Here is a 22700-nt window from a genome sequence, read left to right as displayed (position 1 = left end):
ACTATAAAAATTTGAACAGTCCGGCTTTCAAGAGGCAAGCGAACCAGAAATGCTCATGAGCACAAAAATTTGAATTTATTCAGGACGATCGACAAACAAACCCCCAACACCCCCAAAATCATCTGTGGCGCTGGCAGATACCGCCCTCGAAACCGAGTTTTTGGTACGCCGCGCACAAATAGAATTATTTTTTGGTTATGGGTGTTAACTCACTGGCGACTAATGGTGCTTGGGCGATTTTGCCGAGTTCGACCGAACTCAACACTTCTGACCACTTGGTGGCTAAACTGCTATCGCTGGGAGACTCTAGGCGCAGTTGAGCTAGAGTTGCCAGGTACTCGTACCAAAGACCTTGTTGGGCGAAGATGCTGAGCTTGGCGCGACTGTCGGGCGATCGATCCAACTGTGTTTTTACTGTTGGGGCGAGTGCGGTGCGGTTGATCCACCCGGACACGAGAACATCATCTGTATAGCTTTGCGGGCTACATTTGATAGTAAAGTACCATTGATAGTTTTTGCCCACTTCCAAGGCTGGCGCGTTGCCGTCGGAGCCTAGGCTGACGCTAACGATACCACCACGGCTAGTTACCATCCGAAAACTTTTTTTGTATACTGTTTTGTCACTTTCGTCTGCTAACTCAAACTGAACTGTTTTGTCAACGGCTGCGGGAATGTAGTAGAAAAATGTCGGCTTTCCTGATATGGTTTGCCCCATAGTTGATTGGGGAATCAAGGCTGTGATCGGAGTGGGGCAGACTAAGCCCCTGGTTCCTCCCCCTTCCCGCCTTCCGGGTACTCCCTGTTCCGGCGGTTGAAAGTTATTCCAAGCGGCTCCGGGTTGCTTGCTGTTGGTTCTGTTTCCCGTCTGTCCGGGGGGTTGAGCTGTTTGCAAGTTGAGGGGTAGCTGCGGTGTTGAGGGGCGGTGGACGCTTTTTGCGGGGCTGTTGATAGCCTCCGCTGGTATAAAGAAACTACCGGTGCCAACTGCCTGTAAAGACAGAATTAAAGAAAGGGCGCTGGTATTGAGAGCAGACTTCCAAGCCATGATGAACCTGCCTTCTGATGAACCTAAGAACTCGATGCACATTTTTATTCTACCCAAGGTTTTGGCGGATATAGTAATCTGTTGTACTTAATTTATATGTTCAGACAGATACGATTAGTTTGGCTGCTGTGACGGAAATAGAATTCTGTGTAGCGTTTTGGCGCGGTGGTTTAGTGGTTATACTTAGCTGCATTCACAGCAGCAAGTTGGGTTGACCTTGTTACACCCAATTTTGACAATGACTAATATTCCGGGTTTTTTAACTACGACGACAGGCTAAAACTTGTATTTTCGTAAACAAACCCGGTTGATGCGTTAGTTTTGGAGACCGGGAATCTCGGTAATGAAGACCGGTGGATCTCAAGCGATCGGCTACAAGTCAAAAGTCAAGTTTTCTGTACAATACCGACAAGAAATTTAGCATGAACCTCGATTCACCAGTTATCTCGGACAAACAGCCTTCGGGGCTGCGAATGGTCAGACCGATCGGTGTATCTGCACTGCACGGCATTGCTTTTTTGGGAAATCGGTTGTTCGGTGTCGATCGCGCCGAAGGGCTGCTATTGGAGATCGATCGAGAAACTGACAACACTACTGTTTTGAATCCTTATCAAACGGTTAAGTTTGCGGGCGCAACCGGGCTGGCTATTTGGGAAGATACTCTCTGGTTTGCGCGAGGTCAGGATATTTGTTGCTGTCCGGGTGCAATTCGCGATGGGGCGATCGCACAACTCAAACCGGAACATTTTGTTTCCCTTTCTTATCCAGTTGACGGGATTGCGATTTGGCAATCTACGCTTTACGTGACTTGCCAGAGATTGGGCTATATTCTGGTTTTTGACGGGAAAACTGGTCGGGAAATTACTCGATTTTTTGCTCCGGGTATCGGAGTAGAAAATATCACAATCCGGGATGAGGAAATTTGGATTTGCGACAAAACCGAGCAAACTGTTTACTGTTTGGAACGGGCCACAGGAGAAATTAAATTTAGCATTTTGACTCCCTTTGAATATCCTTCTGGCTTGGCTTTTCACAAGGATTCAGAGACGGGAGAAGAGGTTCTCTACGTGGCTTATGCGGGCGATGAGCTTTATATCCGGGATGACCCGAATTCGGAAGATCCTTTTCAGTTGACGAAGCGCGATCGCACTTTTATTCACCCTTTGTCTTTTCACTACAATGAGGCAGAATGCTACGCTTTGTCAAACGGTTTTTTGATAGAAATGTCCTATGTGGAGGAACTGTCTCCTCTGGATGAGGTAGAAATCGACAATTTGGAGTGGCGGATTGCTTTACCTTCGGAAACTCACCGGCAAAAGGTGAGGAAAATTACGCCAGTCGGGATGCCTTTTACTGAGGAAATTCAGGAAGGGGAACGGGTGGCGGTGTTTAAGTTCGATCGCCTGATGAAGGGGGAACGGCGAATTTTTGGCTGGAAGGCTTTGTTGGAAGTGCGATCGATTAAGTATCAATTGTCGCCTCGCGATGTGGAAAAGATTCCCAAACTGTCGCCGGAGTTTGAAGCTAAGTATTTGGTGGATAATGATAATTTGGCGATGGATACGGAGATTGTGCGATCGGCTGCGGTGGCCTCAATTGGCACAGAAACTAACATTCTCAGGCAATTGTTGAGCATTCGCAATTTTGTTTACGACCAACTTTCTTACGGAATCAGACCTCACATAGATACACCCGATATTGTACTGCGGCGCGGCATCGGTTCTTGTGGCGAGTACGTAGGGTTATTGTTGGCTTTGGCAAGGTTAAACGGGATTGCTTGCCGCACAATTGGGCGTTACAAGTGTCCGGCTTTTGCTGACAGAAAAGGTGTGCCGCTGGAACCTGATTTCAATCATGTTTGGCTGGAGTTTTATATTCCGGGCTTTGGCTGGGTACCGATGGAATCTAATCCCGATGATATTCAAGACAGAGGCCCTTATCCTTTGAGATTTTTTATGGGCTTAGCTTGGTACCACGTAGAAATTGGCAAGGGAATTCGGTTTCAAAGTCTCACCAGCGGGGGCGTTCCTCTGAAGAAGGAGGATGTTTCCGTGGGGACTTTGGCAATTAATCATGTCCGGTTTACAATTTTGGAAGAGTTGTTGTAAGGTTTGTAGTGAGGAATGCGAGTCTGCAGAGTTTGATGAGGACTTATATTCCTCGTTACAAGCTAATTTGATTGCGGTTGTGCGATCGCACATAATCTCAAATCTAAGCCAAGCAGGAGGGGTTGTGGAATTTTCTATTGCTAATTTTCTCGTTTTAGTGGCCTTTGTACTGCTGGTGACTGTCACAGGCGGGGTTGCATATTTGACTTCGGTTGAGTGGCGCGATCGCAGGCGGTTAGATAAGGCTAAACGGAAAAAATAGTCGCTGTTTGCTATTGACAAATTGCATTTTTTATTAAATAAAATAAGACGACCCCAATAGGTCGTCTTGTTTTTTGGTTGAGGTATTTTTACCGCAGATTAACGGAGATTAACAGAGTTGATGCCGATCGACTATTGGTTAATTACCCATCCGCGAATCAGTTCGTTTACCTGTTCCGGTACTTCGTCATGGGGACAGTGACCGGCTTTGATAAAGTGTTCTGTCAACTGCGGATAGTGTTGGCGAAATTTGGCGCTTCTGTCTGCAGAATTCATCCACGGATCGCCTTCTCCCCACAGCATCAGCAGCGGAGAGGTTAATTGACTCAGCAATAGGTCGATTTTTTCACCTTGGGGCGTTCGGAATACGGAGGCGAATACTTTGGGTGCACCGGGATCGCAGGAGGGAAGGTAAATTTCTTCTACTAATTGGTCTGTGACGGCGCTTTGGTCGAGATACACTTTTTCTAGAGTTTTCCGAATTGTCGATCGCTGGCGCGCGTACTGGAACAGCAGAAAACTTGCCCAATCTTGCTGGAATAAGGTTTTAGCTACCACAGATATAGCTTTTTGCACGGGCGGGGCTTCGGGTGCCGGTTGGGGTTCGCTGAAGGGGCCGGCGCTGTTGATTAAGATGAGTCCGGCGGCTGATTCGGGACGCTGGGCGGCGACACACAAGGCGGCGTAGCCTCCGAGGGAGTTGCCGGCGAGGACGGCGGGCCGGCCGATGACGTTGGTGATGAAGTCGTGGAGTTGGTCGCGCCAGAGGTCGCCGCTGTACTGGATTTCGGGTTTTGCCGATCGCCCAAATCCGATCAGGTCGATCGCCCAGACTTCAAAGTCTTTGCTCAGGCCGCTGATATTTTTGCGCCAATGGTCTGTGGACGCGCCAAAACCGTGAATTAACAGCAAGGGAGGGTGTTCGGGATGCCGATCGCCGGATCGGACGTAGTACACTGAATGGCCCCGCCACTGCCAGTAAGTGCCTGCTATAGGGGCTGTGGTGATGGTTGGGGTGGTTTGCATAATGTAAAGAAATAATTATTTACTTTAACTATTGTATCGCGACGTTCAGATTTACAAAGTTCGGTAAACGCGCATGAGATTCGCCAGCAAAGGATTTGTCAATTTTGGCCGGTTGGGCGATCGCGAGTTCTTGACTCATGTGAAATAAGTTTTGTAACAAATATTGATTTAATCAAGATTACTGCAGTGCGATTTTTTTGCGCCGACCGGCATAGGAGAAATAGATGAGATCTTGATGGCAACACACCTAGGTATGATGTTCGTACCCTAAAGCGGCCAGATCGCTCTGTGGGGCGAGAGAGTCTGGCGCGATCGGCGATGGTTCTAGGGCTCGATGTTTTAATAGATATTTTAGATTGTTTATGGCTGGGGATCGTTTCGTACCGCGACTGTTTGCGGCTTGGGAGATGTCGCGGCGATCGCCCGTGAGTTGCCTCGATCCGAGATCAAAAATCTGGTGCAAGTGAAACTGATAAGTAAAATTACTGAGGGTTGCCGCTATTCGTTTCTGAGAATCGCAGAATATTTTGTGACGTTGTTTGCTTTGCTTAAATGCTCAAATACTCTAAGATAGAAATAGAGTGGCGCAGCTCAATTAATTAGCATTTTGAATACTAGGGAGCCAACTTATGCAGGGTGTGAAGTTCATCCACCTGAAAGTTAGGGAGTTTTCTGAGTGATTGCTATTTCAACCCGTCCGACCGGACGCAATTGGATTACGATTAGCTTCGCTTCTACCCTATACCTTTGTCCTGTTTTGGATCTGCTCCTAGCAGAGGTTCCACAGCGGTGGCAAGCGGAATTGCGGTTAGGGCTTCAAGAAGCTTTGGTAAATGCGGCTAAGCATGGAAACAAGTTAGACCCCAGTAAAACAGTTGGAGTCCGTTTTTCGATCGTCCAAAACCAATACTGGTGGGTGATATCGGATGAAGGTGCTGGCTTTAAAACTCCTTGCGGTTGCGATCTTGATACCGATAATTTTGACAGTCTCATAGCAGAGGATGTTGCAGATAACTCTGCACTCCCCCATGTGGAACAAGAATGTGGTAGGGGACTGTTTATTCTTTACCAAATATTCGATCGGGTAGAGTGGAATTCTCAAGGTACAGAGTTACGGCTGTGCAAAGAAGTTTCCAGTCGCTACCGGCTGCCTCGCTTGCACTAGAAATGATATTTTGCAGCAGTTTTAGGTTCGGCTAGACTGGCAAATTTTTTCTTTTCCCCGCTGAAGCAGGGATTGAAAATATGGATTATCTGGCTATTGATACTAGATGATAATGCAAAATTTGAGTTTTGAGTTAGAAAAGCATAAAATCTTTTTTAACTCGCAATCGCGCTGCTCGATCGAGCGGCGCGATCGTCTGATTTTTTAGCAACAAATCCGCTGTTCACCTCAAGACTCAGCGACTCACAATTATTTGCCGTGGGTGGGACAGGGAGGAGCAGAGATCGATCGATCCAGCCATCCTGCGGCTTGTTGTAAGCGCGGGAGAGCTTCTTCTGGCTGTTTTTTGAGCAAAAACACCAAAGCGGCTGCAGCTTGCTCGCCCGCGCGCGCAGAACGGTTGGCTTTGAGGCGGTGCCAATCTTTTTCGGAGATGGCGAGGCGCGCTGCTAGAGCTTGAGCTAGTTCTACCGTGCTAAGCTCGTTGAGGTTGACAGTTTGGGTTGTTTGTGCGGTTTCAAGCATAGGTGGCAATTATAGGGATTTGGCTAGGGTTTCTGAATTTTTTAAATAACTGCACATAATAATAACAATTTAATTGGGAATCGGTTTTTTTATTCTCGTCAGGTTTGCAGATCGAAATGCCTCAACAGCCGTCAGAGTTAAATCAAAAAGAGCAAGAAAACGAGTTTGTGCAGGCGATCGCAGCAGTGGAGCGATCGCTCGCAGCCGTCAAAGAGCGTTACACTCAAATTCAGGTCGATCGACAGCGCCAAGACGAACTCGGGCACCGGCGCGAAGACGTGCGCCAGTCTCTGCGCCAAAATCCATTGCCGCAACTCAAGCAAGAATTGCGGAAAATTGAGCAAGAATTGGAAACGATCGAGTTAAATTTAGAAAGCAGCCTGTTTTCTTGGGGAAGCATAAAACAACCTTTTTGGCAAGCAGTTCGCTTTGGGGGACTCGGCATTTTGATCGGTTGGATTTTGAAATCCTACGCGGGTTGAATTATGTTGGGATTTATGATTTTTTTTACCGCAGAGGGCGCAGAGGGCGCAGAGGAAGAGAAAAGAGAGAATTTTGGTGCAAAATATTAAATAAACAGGAGTGGATATTATGACAAGTCAACGAATTGCAGCAATTTTGCGCGGTGGTGAACCGGGCGAAACTGTCACTGTTCAAGGTTGGGTGCGTACTAAGCGCGAATTGAAAGAATTTGCCTTTGTGGAAGTTAACGACGGTTCGGCGATGGCTAATTTGCAGGTAGTCATCAATGCTGATTTGCCGGATTTTGAAAATATACTCAAACAACTTAATACAGGTGCATCTTTAGAGGTGTCGGGAGTGCTGGTAGCGTCACCTGCGAAAGGACAGCGAATTGAGTTAAAAGCCTCGCAAGTACAAGTTTACGGCGAAGCAGACCCGCAAACTTATCCGCTGCAAAAAAAGCGCCATTCCTTGGAATTTTTGCGGACAATCGCCCATTTGCGGCCGCGCACAAACACCCACGGCGCTGTGTTTAGAGTCCGCAATGCTTGTTCGGCGGCGGTACACCAATTTTTTCAGGAACGCGGCTTTTTGTGGGTTCACACTCCGATTCTTGCTGCTAGCGACTGCGAAGGTGCGGGGGAGATGTTCGCCGTTACCAACTTTGATTTAAAGAATGTGCCGCGCACGGATTCGCAAGAGGTTGATTATGCGAAGGACTTTTTTGGCAAGCGCGCTTATTTAACAGTTAGCGGCCAGTTGGAAGCGGAAGTTATGGCGATGGCTTTCGGCAATGTTTACACTTTTGGCCCGACTTTTCGAGCGGAAAATTCTAATACTTCGCGACATTTGGCTGAGTTTTGGATGATTGAACCGGAGATGGCTTTCTGCGATTTGCAGGGTGATATGGATTTGGCTGAGGCGTTTTTAAAGTACATTTTTAAGTACGTTTTGGAGCATTGCCCGGAGGATATGGAGTTTTTCAATGAGCGCATTGACAAAACGGTTTTGGCTACTGCTGAAAATATTATTAATAATCAGTTTGAGCGGATTACTTATACCGAGGCGATCGCACTTTTGGAAAAAGCCGACAAAAAGTTTGATTTCCCAGTAAGTTGGGGCTTGGATTTGCAGTCGGAACACGAGCGCTATTTGGCTGAGGATTTGTTTAAGAAGCCGACGATTGTCAGCGATTATCCGGTCGGAATTAAAGCATTTTATATGCGTTTAAATGAAGACGAGAAAACCGTGCGAGCAATGGATGTTTTGGCTCCAAATATTGGGGAAATTATCGGCGGTTCCCAGCGGGAAGAACGGCTGGATGTGTTGGAGCGGCGCATGGAAGCGCAGGGGATGAATAAGGAGGAGTTGTGGTGGTATTTGGATTTGCGCCGCTACGGTACTGTGCCTCACGCTGGCTTTGGTTTGGGGTTTGAACGGTTGGTGCAATTCATGACGGGAATGGGGAATATTCGCGATGTAATTCCGTTTCCGAGAGCGCCTTTGACTATTGATTTTTAGATGCAGACGGCGGTTGAAACCGCACCTACAAAAACAAAGTTAACTGGTTCCCAGGCTCCAGCCTGGGAACCTATATCCAGAGGCTCTGCCTCGCTTGGTAAAATGGAGGCAGAACCTCCCGGCGTTACCAGGCTGGAGCCTGGTAACGAGTAATCTAAAATATAAAATCTCAAATGGTATGAGTTAATGGTTCTTAAAATCTTATCAAGTTCCACAACACCAAATGTCACTTGGGAAGCCCTACCAGCCGACTTTGTTTTACCGGACGATCCCGTGGAAAATATTCAACAACCGCCCCTTGCTGCTGCTCTTACCGATGCTCTGGGTGCCGCTGGACGCATTGAACAGATCGCCCTTATTGGTTCCAATTTTGGACTGGTAGCGACTGTAAATAAGCAGATTGTAGTCAAAGCACCGGATTGGTTTTTCGTGCCGCAAGTGCATCCAGTTGCTGAGGGGACGATTCGCCGGAGTTACACGCCGAATCTGGAGGGTGCGCCGGTATCGGTGGTGATGGAGTTTTTGTCTAATGAAGATTACGGCGAACTGTCGGTGCGATCGACTCCTCCCTATGGCAAGCTCTACTTCTACGAACAGATTCTGCAAGTGCCCACCTACGTTACCTACGACCCCTACGAGCCCAAGCTGGAAGTGCGGTATCTGCAAAATGGAGCCTATGAAACGCAGGCTGCTGATGCTGAGGGGCGGGTGCGGATTCCAGAGTTGGATTTGTGGCTGGGGATTTGGTCGGGGGAACGGCTGGGGCAAACTATGAATTGGCTGCGTTGGTGGGATTCGCAGGGAAATTTGCTGCTGTGGAGCTCGGAACAGGCGGAATATGAACGGTTGCGGGCGGAACATGAACGGTTGCGGGCGGATTTATTGGCGGCAAAGTTGCGCGAGTTGGGTGTTGATATCGATCGGCTGACATGAATCGGGCGATCGGGCAAATCGCTACTCAATCCAAATTGACCATAGGGCACTTCAAACCCAGGATTACTGCTTGAATGCGATCGGGTTGAAATTGGTATTATAGGGCGATCGCTTACCAACTAAGCATTAATTATATCGGCCAGATCGGGGGAAAGAAAGAAGTGGGGAAATAGTAAAGTCTCTAAATAGTGAAAGTTTATTCCATAAAGTTTTTTAATTTCTTTGATTTGTCCAATAATCTGCTCCTTATTGATACTATGATTGCTTTTAATTCCCACAATCATTATATTCTTACTCGTATGTTCAGCAGCTATAAACTCAAAAACCTTAGTTTTATAGCCAGACAATTCAAGTAAAAGCGCTCTTAATCCATCAGTAACTATTTCCGATTGCCTCTCCAGCAAAATACCAGACTTTAAGAGATCCTTCAAAACCATATTCGGATGAATTTGTTTCCTAACTTGCTTGTGGCAGCATGGTGCTAGGATGATTAAGGAAGAATCAGACTGTATCCCTTTATAAATTGCATCATCTGTTGCAGTATCGCAGGCATGAAGTGCGATGGTTATGTCTGATTTTTCGGCGCTATAGTTACTGATGTTTCCTTGGTTAAAATGTAACCTTTCAAAATTAACTGATTGGGCAACAGAGTTACAAAAATCCACTAAATGTATTCTGCTTTCTATACCGATAACCGATGCTTCTTTGCCTAAAATATTGTTCAAAAAATCATATATTGCGAAGGTTAAGTATCCCTTGCCTGAACCCATGTCAACTACAGAAATATGACTTTTTTCTGCTAATTCTGATGATTCAACTAAGCCATGTATGATTTCCACAAACTTATTTATCTGTCTGAACTTATCTTCCATCGTTCTTACGACATTACCTTGACTATTGGTAATGCCTAACGCTCTGAGATATACATTATTTTCTGATTCAATATACCGTTTCTTCCTGCGATCGTGTTGCTGCGGAGTCGTATCAACAGGATTGGTAAAAGTGGGCTTAAGAAAATTAATTTTAGGGTTTTTATTTTTGCCATATTCAAGTTGAACATCTTGCTCGATCGAGAATAATCTAATACTCATAAATTCACTGCCAATCAGGGTTTTGATTAAATCTAATCCCTCTTCGATTGGGTAATTTTTGACTATTTCTTTAGTTTTGTAACTATAGGTAAAAGAAAGTTTTATGGATTTTAATTCTACAATTCTCACAATAATTTTAGTTAAACCGTCTTCTCCTCCTCTATACTTTCCTAAAGTTAATCTGATAAATTCTTGATTTTCTATACTAGAACCTAGAATTAACTCGAATTGCTCTTGTGTGGTTATATTCATTATATTACAATACGGTTCACTTAACATATTTATGCCCCGGAGATCCCCCTCGCATCCCCCTTAAGAAGGGGGAATTTGAGGGCATTCTGATCCCCCCCCTTTTTAAGGGGGGTTAGGGGGGATCGTCTTAAGTAAACCGTATTGCATTATATTATTCATCAGCCGTAAGGTTCGCACTCGAAAATTTACAAATTAGATTCACAATCTCACAGTGACGCACCACACAATAGTCTGGTGCGTCACAGAAATCATCGATTAAGTAGCCGAGGGAATTGTGATATCAACAGATTGCACTTTTACCGAATTTCCCAAACTCGATAACGGCGGTTCAATTGCCGTACTATTTCCCACTACTAATGTTACCAGATTCTCCGGTTGCAAATAAGTCTTGGCTACGCGCTGCACGTCGGCAATTGTTGCTGCTTCGATGCTGCGGCGGTAGCTAAAAATGAAATCTTCGGGATAACCGTAGTATTCGTAGCGCATTAATCGCGACAATGTTTGACTCGGATTTTCAAATTTGAAGATGAAAGAATTGAGGGTGGAATCTTTAGCAAAAGCTAATTCTTCGGCGGTAATTGGTTCGGTGCGGATACGATCGATCTCAGCGCGAATTGCCTTGATAAACGGTACTGTCGCGTCCGATCGCGTTTGGCCACCAGCGACAAACACCCCCGGATAGTCATATCTCGGACTCCAAGCGGCGTAAACTGTGTAAGCTAAACCTTGGCGCGATCGCACGTTATTGAACAAACGGCCACCGAAACCGTTGAGAACCCCATTCATTACGTCCAAAGCACCGTAATCTGGACTGCTGAGCATTCCGCCCAAATGTCCCATTTGCACGTAACTTTGACTTAATTGCGGCTGATTTACCAAAAATATGCCACCTTGATTTGCCGGCGATACCGTTGGTAACGGCGGCACTTCTGCACTTTGACTCGGTTGCCAGTTGCCGAATTTTTCCTCGACGAGCGATCGCATTTTAGCTGTATCAAAGTCACCAGAAATACCCAAAATCATATTCTTGGGATGGAAATATTTCTGGTAGAAACTCACCAAATCGTCGCGAGAAATATTTGCGATAGTCTTGTATTCTACCGTGCGGGCGTAGGGACTGCGATCGCCATAAATTAACTTTTCAAACTCGCGCCCGGTAATATCGTTAGGATCGTCATTGCGGCGGGCGATCGCACCTTGAGTTTGATTCTTCGCTAAATCCAACTTTTCCTCTTCAAAAATTGGCTCCCGAATCACCTCCGCAAACAAGTCAAACACTGGTTCCAAATCTTCAGCTAAAGCACTAAAATTAGCGCTACCAGAAGTAGCATCAATTCCCGTTTCTACCGAAGCTGCTCGCTGTTCCAGCAACTGATTTAATTCATCAGCCGTATGCCGACTCGTGCCGCCAGTTCGGAGCACTTCTCCCGTCAATCCTCCCAATCCAATTTTATCAGCAGGTTCAAAGCGATCGCCCGTGCGAAATAGCGCCGTTCCCCCAATTAGCGGGAGTTCCCGGTCTTCCATCAGATACACCCGGATGCCATTTTTTAGCTCGAAGCGAGTGTATTTAGGCAGTTTGATTTCTGGCACCGCCGGGAATGTTAATTCGTCATAGTGTTTTGGCCCTGCCGCGAAGGAAGGTAACAAATTAAACGTGCCCAATGAAACAGTAAAAATGCAAAGTGATAGCAGAAATAACTTTACTTTTTTTAGTTTCAATTTAGTCCTTGTCATTCTTTCTCCTAATTTTAATCTGTTGACAATTCGACGAGGCAGAGCCTCGGTATCTGCATTTCCAGGCAGAGCCTGAAAACGAGTGTTTTTTACCTTTTTAACTGGTTTAACTGGTTCCCTGGCTCTGCCTGGGAACCGATATCTAGAGGCTCTGCCTCGCTGATTTGAAATTCGACGAGGCAGAGCCTCGGGATCTGCATTTCCAGGCACAGCCTGGAAACGAGCTAAGTTGGCAAGAAGGGGCAGAGTCGGGAAACAAATTTTCCTTCTTCCTTCTTCCTTCTTCCTTCTTCCTTCTTCCTTCTGATTAAAGTGGCAAAAGCTTACCAATCGTGCGATTTTCCGGGCGGAAAGTTGCCTGAGCGACACGCTGAATGTCAGCCGGAGTAACAGCCGCGATCGCATCCAATTCCTTGAACAAATTTCGCCACGAACCGGTGTTTACTTGATAGTCCAGCAGCGAAAATGCCATGCCCATATTAGAATTGAGCGATCGCAACAAATCGGCTCTCGCCTGAGTTTTCACCCGCTCCAATTCCATAGCAGAAACTGGCTCATTTTTCAGGCGATCGATTTCTTTGCTCAAAGCTGCTGCTACTTCATCAACCGTGCGGCCCGGAGCAGTTTGAGCGTAAAACAACATCAAATTCGGATATTTTTCCCCCGGATAACCGCTGAAACCTTGAGCCGCCAGCGCCAATTGCTGTTGTTCTACCAAAGATTTGTAGAGCCGAGAAGTGCGGCCATCGCTGAGCAAAGAACCAATAATTTCATAAATCGCATTGTCGGGATGATTCATCGCCGGCCTGTGATATCCTTCCAAATACCAAGGTTGAGTTTTTAACTTCAGCGTGACTTCCTTAGTTTGCGTTTGCGGAGGCTCCACAATTTCCAAGTCAGAAGGCGCTGGTTTCGCTTTGTAGCGGCCGAAATAAATTTGAGCGAGTCGCTTCACTTCCGAAGCTTTCACGTCTCCTACCACCGCTGCTGTTAGCTTGCTGGGGATGTAGTGAGTCTCAAAAAACTTCTGCACCTGTTCTCGTGTCAGGTTTTTAATGTCTTCGGTGTAGCCAATTACGGGGCGGCGGTAGGGATGAACCGAGAAGGCTGTGCTGGCAAAAGCTTCAACCATTTGTCCGATCGCAGAATTCTCAGTTCGCAGCCTCCGTTCTTCTAAAATCACCTGTTTTTCTTTGTAAAATTCCCGAAATACAGGTTCTAGAAATCGCTCTGATTCCAGCGACATCCACAGTTCTAATTTGTTAGCTGGGAGGCTGTAAAAATACATTGTCGAGTCGGTAGAAGTAGCGGCATTTAGTCCGACTCCGCCTGCTTGTTCGACTATTTTGCCGAATTCGTTGCGCTTGACAAATTGCCCTGCTTCTGCTTCAACTTTGTCCAATTCTGCTCTAAATTTGGCGACTTCTTCGGTTTTGCCGATCGCCTTGGCTGCTTGCATTTGCTCGAAGAGTTCGTCTTGTTTTTCTAGCAGCGGCTTTTCGGCTTTGTAGTCGGTAGTGCCGATTTTTGGCGTGCCCTTAAAGGCTAAATGTTCGAGGTAGTGGGCGACTCCGGTTTGGCCGTCGGGTTCGTTTGCGCCTCCCACGTCAGCGTGAATTAAAAACGATGCTACGGGCGATCGGGGCCTTTCGAGCACGACGAATGTCATGCCGTTGTCGAGCTTGAATTCGGTGACTTGCTCGATTACTCGATCGAGCGACGGTTGAACAGACATTGCTGGAGAGCCGTTAGCGGGGTTCTCGCGGGCGGAGGCGATTTGAGGGCAAATTCCCCACCACAGCATTACAGCAGCCAGCAGGGAGGCGATGAATCGAGTTGGGCGGGGCGATTCCCTAGGGGATAGCTTCGCCGCGCGTGGTTTTTGGAACTGCGGGGTCATTCGATTTTAGATTTTAGATTGGGGATTTTGGATTGTCAAACAAATAAATGTTGGCGATCGATGCCAGGGATACTTTTCTAAGGATAAAGATTTTTGGAGGCATAAGCGATCTGTTGCGCCGCAGATGTTAGGCTGATACAGCCAATCTCAAAAAGAATCTAGATCTCGGCGAGGAGTTTGAAGTTTAAGATTAAAGCCGCGCACAACTTAAAACTTAACATTATTTCGCCCGCCCGTCCCAAACCCGCAATTCCCAGTCACCAATTACCGATTAAGCCATGCGAATTTTTAATCAGTCTCCTCCTTCAGAAACAGAAACCAAAAAGCGGATTTTACAAGCGGCTGTGCGGTTGTTTGCCCACAGCGGATACGACGGTACGACAACTCGCGATTTAGCAGCGGCGGCGGGGGTGGCTGAGGGTACGCTATTTCGGCATTTTGATAATAAAAAAGCGATTTTGATTCAAGTGGCGACGGAAGGATGGGTGGAAATACTGACAGATTTGCTGACAGAATTGAGTGAGATGGGCAGTTACAAAGCAGTGGCTCAGGTGATGCGCCGGCGGATGCTGAATATCCGCGCAAATAGCGATATGATGCGGGTCTGTTTTTTGGAAGCTCAGTTTCACCCGGATTTGCGCGATCGCATTCAGTTAGAAGTCATCGGAAAAATGAGCGTTGTAGCTGAGGCTTTTTTTGAAACGGCGATGGAAAAAGGAGTTTATCGGAAGATGAATCCGAAGATTGTCGCTCAGGTATTTTTGGGAATGTTTGCAGTAGCCGGTTTCAGTCAAAATACGATTGGGGAACCGAATGCTTCTCCGCAAGAAATGCAGGAAATGGCCGAAGGATTAGCGGATATTTTTCTGAACGGCGTTTTAGTTAAGGATTAGTCAGTAGTCAGTAGTCAGTAGTCAGTAGTCAGTAGTCAGTAGTCAGTAGTCATATCAAATCCTCTTTTCATCTCAAGAGTAAATTTACTGTTAACTATTAACATCATGTATGAGTGCAACCGGAATTGATATCATTAGTCATTAGTCATTGAAGAGCGAATTTGTCGATCGCTCTTCGGGGACACTCCCACTATATAATTCCGATGCTACCGGATTTAATATCAAGCGCTGGGGAGCGGGCATCTAAGTTAACACTAACCGAAATGCACACCTAAATGCTGAGATGCTCCCATGAGTTATTTAATCCTATGCAAGAAGACTTTCGCTTTTAGACAGGGGTTTAAAACCCATACTAACAAAGCTCTGCCTCGCTGACACTACTCGTCGTTAAACTCGTACACTTGCTGCACCCAATTCTCCCGAATATCCTGCCATTCATCGGACAATACTTCCCAAGTTGTATTGCTTTCTAGTTCCAGCAATAAACTTGATACTTCTTCCAGAGTCGATACTACTTGACAATCTTCTCTCCAACTTTTTCGGAGAAGTTTCCATTGACTCTGTACCGCTTCCCACTGGATGTCTGATTCCAATTCAATTAGATATTCTGCTAGCTGTGACGGTTCTACGGCTGCTTGCACTTTACTCACCCAACTGTCGCGACGTTCTTTCCATTCTTTCGTCACAGCTTCCCATGTGAGGTTGCTTTCAAACTCTAACAGTAACTGGTTCATTTCTACCATATTAAATGTTTTATTGTTTGCAGTTTGTGCTATTTTATTACAAATTTTATTGATTTAGACTGTTTTTTTTTTTATAATGAGCGATGTGGCTTTTTGGGAAACGGCGATGCAAAAACAAGTTTATCCAAAGATGAATCCGAAGATTGTCGCTCAGGTATTTGTGGGAATGTTTGCAGTCGCGTGCTTCAGTCAAAATATGATTGTGGATCCGAATGCTTTAGTCATTAGTCATTAGGAAAATTTAGAGCCTGAAAACGCATATTTACAGGCTCTGAATTGTCGAAACTACTCGTTAAAAGTGTGCATTTGCTGTACCCAAGTCTCGCGATTATGCTGCCATTCATCAGCCATAGCTTCCGAATTTGTCTGGGTTTCTAGTTCCAGCAATAAACTTGATACTTCTTGAACAATGGATGCTCCCAGACATTCTTCTACCCAACTGTTCCGACGCTCTTTCCACTGAATATCAACCGATTCCCCCTGCAAGTTGGATTCAAATTCAACTAGCAATTTTGCTAGATATGTCAGGTTAACTGATGCTGCCACATCGCTAACCCAACTTTCCCGGCGCTCTTTCCATTCTTTTGTGACTTGTTCCGATTTGACGTTTCTTTCAAACTCTAACAGTAACTGATTTAGTTCTACCATCTTAAATGTTGGATTTTTTGTAGTTTATGCTACACTTATACCAAAATTTTCAATAAACAAAGTGTTAATTTTTTTTAAGATTGCGGTCGCAGTGAAACTACATAAGAAATAACTGAATAATGAAGGATGAGTTTACGTTAGATATGTTAGACTTTCCCAGCGCTTGGAATCGGGGGGAAGGCGACTGGGCGGGAATAGCGGCAACTATGAAGAGAGGACAAACTGTAGAAGTAATTCAAGAAGTGGGTTCTACTTTGTGGCAAAACAGTCTGCCAGACAATCATTCATTGTATTGGGAAGGGGAAAATCTGTCAACTATCAAAGGGCGAATTTGGATTAGTTTCACCCAGAGAAGATTTGCACCGGAATCTACTTTACCAAAGGTTCAGTTGCACCCGCGAGTGTTGTGGGTAGGGATAGGTTGCGAAGGCGGAACGCCACGGGAATTAATCGAAACTGCGATTCAAAATGTCTGTCGGGGCGCTCATTTGGCCGAAAGTGCGATCGCAGGTATTGCTACTGTTGATACTAAAGCAGGTGAAGTCGGTTTGCTGGAACTTTGTGCTGGGCGAAACTGGCCGTTAAAAACTTTTGCTGCTGATATTTTAAATTCTGTAGAAGTTCCGAATCCTTCCAATGTGGTAACGCAAAAGGTCGGGACTAAAAGTGTAGCAGAAGCGGCTGCACTTTGTGCGATCGCCCAAATTGTAACCGCCCGCCAACATCAAGAAACGCAGATATCCATCAGTCATCCGCGTTTATCTGCGTTTGGGGCTGTTTCCCATCCCCTCTTAGTTCCCAAAAAAATCTTTCGATCGGAAAAAAAACTAGGCTCTGTTACAGTAGCGGTTGCTGTTTGCCCGATCGACTATCTGGGATAATATCTTCCTAATCCAAAGTGCCCGGATTCACAAAACGACCAATCAACCCAGAAACAAACGACAAAACAATCGAACCAAACAAAGCAGGCCAAAAACCGTTAACTGCAAAACCAATATTGAATATACCCGCCAACCAGGAAGCCAAGGAAAGCGAAATTGCATTCACAACAAACAAAAACAAACCTAAAGTAATCACAGTCAAAGGAAGCGTCAGCAGTGTAATAATCGGCCTGACAACCGCATTCACCAATCCGATCACCACAGCAGCCACCATCGCCGCCGGAAAACTAACCACCGCAATACCTGGTACAATGTTAGCTGTAATCACCAGCGAAACTGCGGCCACTATCCAAGTTAAGAAAAAACTTAACATATCGCTTTTTTCATCTCCATCACTATTAATTGAGATTGTAACTGTTTGGTCGATCGACCAAAGTTCGGGATACACTACAAAATACCCACCTTGTGAGAATATCAGACTTATGAAACTCCGGCAACTAGCAGCATTCCTCTTAGCGCTAACTATCTTCATCCTCCCGCGACCAGCCCTGGCTCAATCTAAATATTACGCGCCGCCGCTGTCCTTTAGCAACGCCGAACTCACAAGACGCGATTTTTCCGGTCAAATGCTGCGGGCTGCTGAGTTTTCTAACGCTAATATGGACTTAACTAATTTTTCTAATGCCGATTTGCGGGGAGCAATTATGAGCGCTTCGGTGATGACTGAGGCGAATTTGCACGGCGCAAATTTAACTAATGCCATGATCGATCAAATTAAATTTACTAAGGCTGATTTAAGTGATGCCATTTTAGTGGAAACAATTTTGTTGCGTTCTACTTTTGATGGAGTTGATATCACCGGTGCTGATTTTACTGACGCAATTATGGATGGCGCACAAGTTAAAGAATTGTGCGCGAAAGCCAGCGGAATTAATTCTCACACAGGCATTTCTACTCGCGATTCCTTGGGATGCCGCTGATACTATATTCGGCCAATTACTGATGATTGTTTGTTGGGTGGGGGATAGTTTTTGAGAGTGTTTGGGGCGATTATGGTTGGTGAACTCGCCCCTAAGAAACCCTATTTTGTCGGGGCAGGTTCACCCAAAATATATAACGATTAGCAACAATTTAGATAAACCCCCCCCCACACGACGAATAATTTACTTTGCTTTTTTCTGTGAAGCCTCATAATTATCGCTCATTAACTGATTAACTTCTGGATTGTAAATCCGCAGATAGTTCCAGTAATTCTCAAACACCGATTTTACGTATCCTTTAGTTTCAGGAAACGGAATTTTTTCCGCAAAAGCATCCGGGTCGCTAAAGCTAAATCTCTTCAACCAATCTGCTACTGCATTCGGCCCGGCATTGTAACTCGCCACAGCTAACATCGAGTTATTCTTGTATTCGTCGTGAGTGTGATCCAAATACCAAGTTCCGAGTTTAATATTGTCGTCTATATTCTCCAATGAATATTTTTTGAGATTAATTTTCTCAGCAACCCAAGTTGCTGTCTCCGGCATTACTTGCATTAAACCGGTCGCGCCAACTATTGATTTAATACCAGGCATGAATCGCGATTCTTGCCGGATTAATGCTGTCACTAATAATGAATTTATTTGGCGCTCTTGAGACCATTTAACAATGGTTTCTAGGTACGGAAAAGGATATAATGCTTGCCAATAGGCCGACTGCTGTCTGAGGGCGAGGTATTCGGTTCTATCGTCGGGTTTGTCGCGCTGCCGCAAACTCCCAATCATCCACAAACCGTCTAAGTTGTCTCCTACTCCAATTCGCATTAAACCGTCGGTAAATTGTTCGGAAATACTCGGTTCGATGCGGTCGATAAATTCTATTTGCCACAGCGTCCAAGCATCTCTATCTTGACCTAGTTGATAGAGTTCTTTTAATGCTGGAGAACCTGCGCTTGGTTCCGGGCGCTGAAGCGGCCGCACTACCTTGGGAGACAAATCTCGGACTGTGGTGAAGTCGCCTACTGGCCAGCCCAGAAGTACGGCCGACCGCCATGCAAAATATGATTCGGGATAGCGTAAAATGGTGTATTCAAATGATGTTTTTGCATCTTGGTCGCGGCCTAGTTGCTGCGCCCATTTCCCCACCCAAAATGCTGCTTCTGGTGCTGGTTCGCTGTCGGGATTGTTGGTGGTTAGTTCCCTCGCCCACTGCCAAGCTGATTTTAAATCTCCGGCTTTGGCATATTGTTGGGCGATCGCCCAACGTAACTCACTTGCTTTATCAGAATTACTGTATTTTGTCAATAGCAATTTGCGGGTATTTGAGGCGGATTTAGCGCTGTTTGCTTTGTCGAGAAGTTTGGATTTGTCTAGCAAAGCTTCGGGGGCATAATTGGGAAATTTGCCGATCGCGCGATCGAGCAAAACCATCGCATCCTTGGGCTCATTCAGTCGCGACAGCCGAATTAAACCCAAACCAGTATCTTCGGAATCGGGAAACGCCGCCATTAATTCTTGATAGGCAATTTTTGATTCTGGAATTTTGCCGTCAAGCCACAAACCGCGAGCTTTCCGGTAAAGATTTTTGGCGGTGCGGGGAGCTTTTCCGTAAGCAATTGCTCCTTTGCCGTAATCCTGTTTTTCCCAATACCCAAAGGCAATTTCTTCCCAATCTTCGGGTTTCAAACTAGCGCTGTTTTGCTGCACCAATTGTTCTAATAATGTACCGTAATCTTTGACATAATGACCGTGTTTTGCTACTAGCAGCATCAACTGCGGCTGGTTGGGATTTTCTTTTAACTTCTTCAGGGCAATTTCTATGCTGCGCGGATGAGCAGGAAATTCAGTAATTGCCTGCTGCCAATATTCCGGTTTTGACTTGCCTAAAACATATAAAGCTTCCGCTGCTACGGGGTCGTTGGGATAATTTTTTAGCAGTTCTTGCCAAGCTTTTTGTGCTTTGCCTTTGTCGCCACTTAATTCGTAAGCTTGGGCGCGTTTTTGGGCAATATGAGAGGCTAAAACAGGATATTGTTGCTCTAGTTTGTCCAATAATTCTAATGCTTTGGTGGCATCTCCTTGCTGGATTAAATCGCTCGCAAGCAGGTAGCGGGCGCGAATTTGAGGGGAGATTTCCTGCCCGGGGTTGGTACTTGCAGGCTGCAGGGTGGCGAGTTCAACTAATTTTGCCGATCGCTCCTGGGGTGAGAGCGATACGAGCATCTTAACCGACGACGCTGCAGAATTCGCTGCATCTAGGGGCTGCTGAGCCTTCTGGAAGGGGCCGACACCCATCAATTTTGCTGCCGCCACCAAAGAGCCGAGCACCATCACGCAAACTGAAACGCTGATTAAAATAGAAAGTTGGGTTTTACGTTGCTTTAGCATGGGAAAATTTCAGATAATTAAGAATAGAAAATCGATCTCTTGTCAAGAGCCATCACAGGCAGGAGGGGTGTTCCACGCCATCGCTGGCATCGAGCCCGTTCCACGCTGATATAGTACCAGAATTTATTTTGATGTGGAGCGGGGAATTTGTGCGATCGATATATTTACGCGCACCAAGGAAAAACCACAAACCGCCCACAACAAAGTACAATCAAAAATCTCAAATCTAAACAGTAAATCAAAACATGGAATTTCTAGTCACCGATACGCCCCGTTCTGCTTGGACGGGAGATGCCCTAGCAATTGGTCTATTTGAGGACGCTTTGGAACTCACGGGCGATTTGGCACAATTAGACGAACAACTCGCAGGCACTTTAAAAGAGCTGATTCAGGAAGTAGATTTTAAGGGTAAAACCGGCACCAGCGCGATCGCCAGAGTCGGCGGCAACAATCCGATTCGCAAAATTGCGATCGTCGGTTTAGGAAAAGCCCCAGACTTAAAATTAGACACCGTGCGGCAAGCTGCAGGCGTTTGCGCCAAGTTAGGCAAAAAAGAGAAATGTAAAACCCTCGGAATTAGCTTTCCTGTATGGAAAAACGCAGCGGACGCTACAGCAAGCGCCATCGTCGAAGGTGTAGAACTCTCCCTGCATCAAGACAACCGTTTCAAATCGGAACCAGACAATAAAACCCCGCAGGTCGAACAAATTCAGTTGCTCGGTTTTGCCGGTACCGAAAGTGCGATCGCCCGCGCCCGCCAAATTACTGCCGGAGTCATTTTAGCACGGGAATTAGTCGCAGCGCCGGCCAATTATGTCACCCCAATTACAATGGCAGAAACTGCTCAAAGTCTAGCTGCAGAATGCGGTTTAGAATTAGAAATACTGGAGCGGGAAGACTGTGAAAAACTAGGTATGGGAGCCTTTCTCGGCGTTGCCCTAGCATCCGATTTACCGCCTAAATTCATCCATTTAACTTACAAACCCGAAGGTACACCGCGCCGCAAAATAGCAATTGTCGGCAAAGGATTGACCTTTGATTCCGGCGGTTTGAACATCAAAGGAGCCGGCAGCGGCATTGAAATGATGAAAGTAGATATGGGCGGCGCTGCGGCTACCCTGGGAGCGGCAAAGGCGATCGGACACATCAAACCAGATGTCGAAGTTCACTTTATCAGCGCCGTCACCGAAAACATGATTAGCGGTCGCGCCATGCGCCCTGGAGACATCCTAACAGCTTCCAACGGTAAAACAATTGAAGTCAACAATACCGACGCAGAAGGGCGTTTAACCCTGGCTGACGCTTTGGTATTTGCTGATAAATTGGGACTTGATGCAATTGTCGATTTAGCAACTCTGACAGGGGCTTGCGTAATTGCATTGGGCGACGATATCGCCGGTTTGTGGAGTCCTCAAGATAGCGTCGCCGCCGAAATAGTCGCCGCCTCAGAATTGGCTGGCGAAAAGTTTTGGCGAATGCCGATGGAAGAGAAGTATTTTGATGGTTTAAAAGCATTGCACGCTGACATGAAAAATACAGGCCCCCGTCCCGGTGGTTCGATTACAGCGGCGCTCTTTTTGAAGCAGTTTGTCAAGGATACTCCTTGGGCGCATTTAGATATTGCCGGCCCGGTTTGGATCGAGAAAGAAAACGGCTACAACGGCCCCGGAGCTACAGGTTTTGGAGTTCGGACTTTGGTGCATTGGGTGCTTGGAGGCGCTTAATTAATTGTGGATTATTGAGCGCAAAAATTGAGATTTGCGCTGCCTTAAAAGTCCGCTAATTGGGAGCATTTCCGGTTGGGGAAAAAGCATTTTTTCGGAAAATTGCTGTCGGGAGTATCTCAGCGCAAGCATTTATAGTGCGATCGTCCCTGCTCGCAATTACAATACGCCAGCGGGGACGATCGCACGCTCGATAAAAAAATGCTTTTTGCAAAACACCAGATGCTCCCAGTGCTGTCGGGAACTCTGGTGCTTTACAAAGCACGCGAGCGGGGACTATTGTCTACTGTTTGTTGTTTTCTGTTTGCTGTTGAAGCGCAGGGGCGAAAAACCCGGTTTCTACACAATTTACGTTTGATAGCGAGAAATATACGACGAAGAAACCCGGTTTCTGAATTCAGCGCGCATCAGCCAACTAAG

20 protein-coding genes and 1 pseudogene are annotated in these 22700 nt (G+C 46.1%); 11 read left to right on the top strand and 10 right to left on the bottom strand.

All coding sequences use genetic code 11. The annotated features are described in order from the left end of the window. Positions 1 to 184: 184 nt before the first annotated feature. Positions 185 to 1045, bottom strand: a complete 861-nt coding sequence (locus QUA01_RS20040; RefSeq protein WP_333090140.1) for a DUF928 domain-containing protein — start codon at positions 1043 to 1045, stop codon at positions 185 to 187. 422 nt (positions 1046 to 1467) lie between these two features. Here QUA01_RS20040 and QUA01_RS20035 point away from each other — a divergent pair, with 422 nt between their 5' ends. Continuing rightward, positions 1468 to 3153 carry a transglutaminase-like domain-containing protein gene (locus QUA01_RS20035; protein WP_194066364.1) on the top strand — a complete coding sequence of 562 codons (1686 nt, stop codon included), beginning with the start codon at positions 1468 to 1470 and terminating at the stop codon, positions 3151 to 3153. Next, positions 3119 to 3415, top strand: coding sequence for a hypothetical protein (locus QUA01_RS20030; protein WP_333090142.1), 297 nt, complete (start codon positions 3119 to 3121; stop codon positions 3413 to 3415). Before QUA01_RS20035 ends, QUA01_RS20030 begins: the two co-directional genes overlap by 35 nt. 131 nt (positions 3416 to 3546) lie before the next feature. On the opposite strand, the gene QUA01_RS20025 is transcribed toward QUA01_RS20030, so the two are convergent. Beyond that, complete coding sequence (locus QUA01_RS20025) at positions 3547 to 4440, bottom strand: alpha/beta fold hydrolase (protein WP_333090143.1); 894 nt, start codon at positions 4438 to 4440, stop codon at positions 3547 to 3549. Positions 4441 to 5116: 676 nt separating this feature from the next. Here QUA01_RS20025 and QUA01_RS20020 point away from each other — a divergent pair. Continuing rightward, on the top strand, positions 5117 to 5605 hold the full coding sequence (locus QUA01_RS20020; RefSeq protein ID WP_194010121.1) for an ATP-binding protein: 489 nt from the start codon (positions 5117 to 5119) through the stop codon (positions 5603 to 5605). Between the two features lie 249 nt (positions 5606 to 5854). On the opposite strand, the gene QUA01_RS20015 is transcribed toward QUA01_RS20020, so the two are convergent. Then, positions 5855 to 6130: a DUF6439 family protein gene (locus QUA01_RS20015; RefSeq protein WP_194010122.1), complete on the bottom strand. Its 276-nt coding sequence runs from the start codon at positions 6128 to 6130 to the stop codon at positions 5855 to 5857. Positions 6131 to 6246: 116 nt separating this feature from the next. Here QUA01_RS20015 and QUA01_RS20010 point away from each other — a divergent pair, with 116 nt between their 5' ends. The 3 genes from QUA01_RS20010 (at position 6247) to QUA01_RS20000 (ending at position 9046) form a co-directional block, all read left to right on the top strand. Then, complete coding sequence (locus QUA01_RS20010) at positions 6247 to 6612, top strand: DUF2203 domain-containing protein (RefSeq protein WP_333090146.1); 366 nt, start codon at positions 6247 to 6249, stop codon at positions 6610 to 6612. Positions 6613 to 6721: 109 nt separating this feature from the next. Beyond that, entirely contained in the window at positions 6722 to 8113 is a 1392-nt protein-coding gene (asnS, locus tag QUA01_RS20005) for an asparagine--tRNA ligase (protein WP_194066368.1), read from the top strand. A gap of 186 nt (positions 8114 to 8299) precedes the next feature. Then, entirely contained in the window at positions 8300 to 9046 is a 747-nt protein-coding gene (locus QUA01_RS20000; protein ID WP_333090148.1) for a Uma2 family endonuclease, read from the top strand. Between the two features lie 119 nt (positions 9047 to 9165). Here QUA01_RS20000 and QUA01_RS19995 read toward each other — a convergent pair whose 3' ends face one another. The 3 genes from QUA01_RS19995 to QUA01_RS19985 form a co-directional block, all read right to left on the bottom strand. Then, entirely contained in the window at positions 9166 to 10389 is a 1224-nt protein-coding gene (locus tag QUA01_RS19995) for a class I SAM-dependent methyltransferase (RefSeq protein WP_333090149.1), read from the bottom strand. Positions 10390 to 10644: 255 nt separating this feature from the next. Next, positions 10645 to 12126, bottom strand: coding sequence for a M16 family metallopeptidase (locus QUA01_RS19990; protein WP_333090321.1), 1482 nt, complete (start codon positions 12124 to 12126; stop codon positions 10645 to 10647). A 307-nt stretch (positions 12127 to 12433) separates the two neighbouring features. Continuing rightward, on the bottom strand, positions 12434 to 14026 hold the full coding sequence (locus tag QUA01_RS19985; RefSeq protein WP_333090151.1) for a M16 family metallopeptidase: 1593 nt from the start codon (positions 14024 to 14026) through the stop codon (positions 12434 to 12436). A gap of 278 nt (positions 14027 to 14304) precedes the next feature. Between QUA01_RS19985 and QUA01_RS19980 the strand changes: the two genes are divergently transcribed. Then, entirely contained in the window at positions 14305 to 14919 is a 615-nt protein-coding gene (locus tag QUA01_RS19980; protein ID WP_333090152.1) for a TetR/AcrR family transcriptional regulator, read from the top strand. A 377-nt stretch (positions 14920 to 15296) separates the two neighbouring features. Here the strand turns inward: QUA01_RS19980 and QUA01_RS19975 are convergent, their stop codons facing one another. Then, positions 15297 to 15662, bottom strand: a complete 366-nt coding sequence (locus QUA01_RS19975) for a hypothetical protein (RefSeq protein WP_333090154.1) — start codon at positions 15660 to 15662, stop codon at positions 15297 to 15299. 76 nt (positions 15663 to 15738) lie between these two features. Between QUA01_RS19975 and QUA01_RS19970 the strand changes: the two are divergent. Continuing rightward, positions 15739 to 15879: pseudogene (locus QUA01_RS19970) on the top strand (TetR/AcrR family transcriptional regulator); the annotation flags it as partial. A 68-nt stretch (positions 15880 to 15947) separates the two neighbouring features. Here QUA01_RS19970 and QUA01_RS19965 read toward each other — a convergent pair. Beyond that, the gene (locus tag QUA01_RS19965) at positions 15948 to 16310 is read right to left on the bottom strand and encodes a hypothetical protein (RefSeq protein ID WP_333090155.1); all 363 of its coding nucleotides are present in this window, start codon (positions 16308 to 16310) and stop codon (positions 15948 to 15950) included. A gap of 119 nt (positions 16311 to 16429) precedes the next feature. Here QUA01_RS19965 and QUA01_RS19960 point away from each other — a divergent pair, with 119 nt between their 5' ends. Beyond that, on the top strand, positions 16430 to 17191 hold the full coding sequence (locus tag QUA01_RS19960; RefSeq protein WP_333090157.1) for a cobalamin biosynthesis protein: 762 nt from the start codon (positions 16430 to 16432) through the stop codon (positions 17189 to 17191). Between the two features lie 7 nt (positions 17192 to 17198). On the opposite strand, the gene QUA01_RS19955 is transcribed toward QUA01_RS19960, so the two are convergent. Further along, positions 17199 to 17564: a phage holin family protein gene (locus QUA01_RS19955; protein WP_194066400.1), complete on the bottom strand. Its 366-nt coding sequence runs from the start codon at positions 17562 to 17564 to the stop codon at positions 17199 to 17201. A gap of 109 nt (positions 17565 to 17673) precedes the next feature. On the opposite strand from QUA01_RS19955, the gene QUA01_RS19950 reads away from it, so the two are divergent. Next, positions 17674 to 18171 (top strand): pentapeptide repeat-containing protein, encoded by a 498-nt coding sequence (locus tag QUA01_RS19950; protein ID WP_333090159.1) that lies wholly within the window; start codon positions 17674 to 17676, stop codon positions 18169 to 18171. A 183-nt stretch (positions 18172 to 18354) separates the two neighbouring features. On the opposite strand, the gene QUA01_RS19945 is transcribed toward QUA01_RS19950, so the two are convergent. Then, positions 18355 to 20556, bottom strand: coding sequence for a lytic transglycosylase domain-containing protein (locus tag QUA01_RS19945; RefSeq protein ID WP_333090161.1), 2202 nt, complete (start codon positions 20554 to 20556; stop codon positions 18355 to 18357). A 245-nt stretch (positions 20557 to 20801) separates the two neighbouring features. Here QUA01_RS19945 and QUA01_RS19940 point away from each other — a divergent pair, with 245 nt between their 5' ends. Further along, the gene (locus tag QUA01_RS19940) at positions 20802 to 22280 is read left to right on the top strand and encodes a leucyl aminopeptidase (protein ID WP_333090164.1); all 1479 of its coding nucleotides are present in this window, start codon (positions 20802 to 20804) and stop codon (positions 22278 to 22280) included. Positions 22281 to 22700: the final 420 nt, after the last annotated feature.

The sequence above is a fragment of the Microcoleus sp. S36a_B3 genome (assembly GCF_036700745.1).
Classification (GTDB): Bacteria; Cyanobacteriota; Cyanobacteriia; order Cyanobacteriales; family Microcoleaceae; genus Microcoleus.
This window is presented reverse-complemented; position numbering and strand designations above follow the sequence as displayed.

What these genes read in the sequence shown, in the direction of transcription:
- QUA01_RS19995 (WP_333090149.1), bottom strand. Translation starts at nt 10,389, where the DNA reads ATGAATATAACCACACAAGAGCAATTCGAGTTAATTCTAGGTTCTAGT.
- QUA01_RS20015 (WP_194010122.1), bottom strand. Translation starts at nt 6,130, where the DNA reads ATGCTTGAAACCGCACAAACAACCCAAACTGTCAACCTCAACGAGCTT.
- QUA01_RS19965 (WP_333090155.1), bottom strand. Translation starts at nt 16,310, where the DNA reads ATGGTAGAACTAAATCAGTTACTGTTAGAGTTTGAAAGAAACGTCAAA.
- QUA01_RS19975 (WP_333090154.1), bottom strand. Translation starts at nt 15,662, where the DNA reads ATGGTAGAAATGAACCAGTTACTGTTAGAGTTTGAAAGCAACCTCACA.
- QUA01_RS19950 (WP_333090159.1), top strand. Translation starts at nt 17,674, where the DNA reads ATGAAACTCCGGCAACTAGCAGCATTCCTCTTAGCGCTAACTATCTTC.
- asnS (WP_194066368.1), top strand. Translation starts at nt 6,722, where the DNA reads ATGACAAGTCAACGAATTGCAGCAATTTTGCGCGGTGGTGAACCGGGC.
- QUA01_RS19980 (WP_333090152.1), top strand. Translation starts at nt 14,305, where the DNA reads ATGCGAATTTTTAATCAGTCTCCTCCTTCAGAAACAGAAACCAAAAAG.
- QUA01_RS20010 (WP_333090146.1), top strand. Translation starts at nt 6,247, where the DNA reads ATGCCTCAACAGCCGTCAGAGTTAAATCAAAAAGAGCAAGAAAACGAG.
- QUA01_RS20040 (WP_333090140.1), bottom strand. Translation starts at nt 1,045, where the DNA reads ATGGCTTGGAAGTCTGCTCTCAATACCAGCGCCCTTTCTTTAATTCTG.
- QUA01_RS19940 (WP_333090164.1), top strand. Translation starts at nt 20,802, where the DNA reads ATGGAATTTCTAGTCACCGATACGCCCCGTTCTGCTTGGACGGGAGAT.
- QUA01_RS19985 (WP_333090151.1), bottom strand. Translation starts at nt 14,026, where the DNA reads ATGACCCCGCAGTTCCAAAAACCACGCGCGGCGAAGCTATCCCCTAGG.
- QUA01_RS19955 (WP_194066400.1), bottom strand. Translation starts at nt 17,564, where the DNA reads ATGTTAAGTTTTTTCTTAACTTGGATAGTGGCCGCAGTTTCGCTGGTG.
- QUA01_RS19945 (WP_333090161.1), bottom strand. Translation starts at nt 20,556, where the DNA reads ATGCTAAAGCAACGTAAAACCCAACTTTCTATTTTAATCAGCGTTTCA.
- QUA01_RS19990 (WP_333090321.1), bottom strand. Translation starts at nt 12,126, where the DNA reads ATGACAAGGACTAAATTGAAACTAAAAAAAGTAAAGTTATTTCTGCTA.
- QUA01_RS20025 (WP_333090143.1), bottom strand. Translation starts at nt 4,440, where the DNA reads ATGCAAACCACCCCAACCATCACCACAGCCCCTATAGCAGGCACTTAC.
- QUA01_RS20000 (WP_333090148.1), top strand. Translation starts at nt 8,300, where the DNA reads ATGGTTCTTAAAATCTTATCAAGTTCCACAACACCAAATGTCACTTGG.
- QUA01_RS20030 (WP_333090142.1), top strand. Translation starts at nt 3,119, where the DNA reads ATGTCCGGTTTACAATTTTGGAAGAGTTGTTGTAAGGTTTGTAGTGAG.
- QUA01_RS20035 (WP_194066364.1), top strand. Translation starts at nt 1,468, where the DNA reads ATGAACCTCGATTCACCAGTTATCTCGGACAAACAGCCTTCGGGGCTG.
- QUA01_RS19960 (WP_333090157.1), top strand. Translation starts at nt 16,430, where the DNA reads ATGAAGGATGAGTTTACGTTAGATATGTTAGACTTTCCCAGCGCTTGG.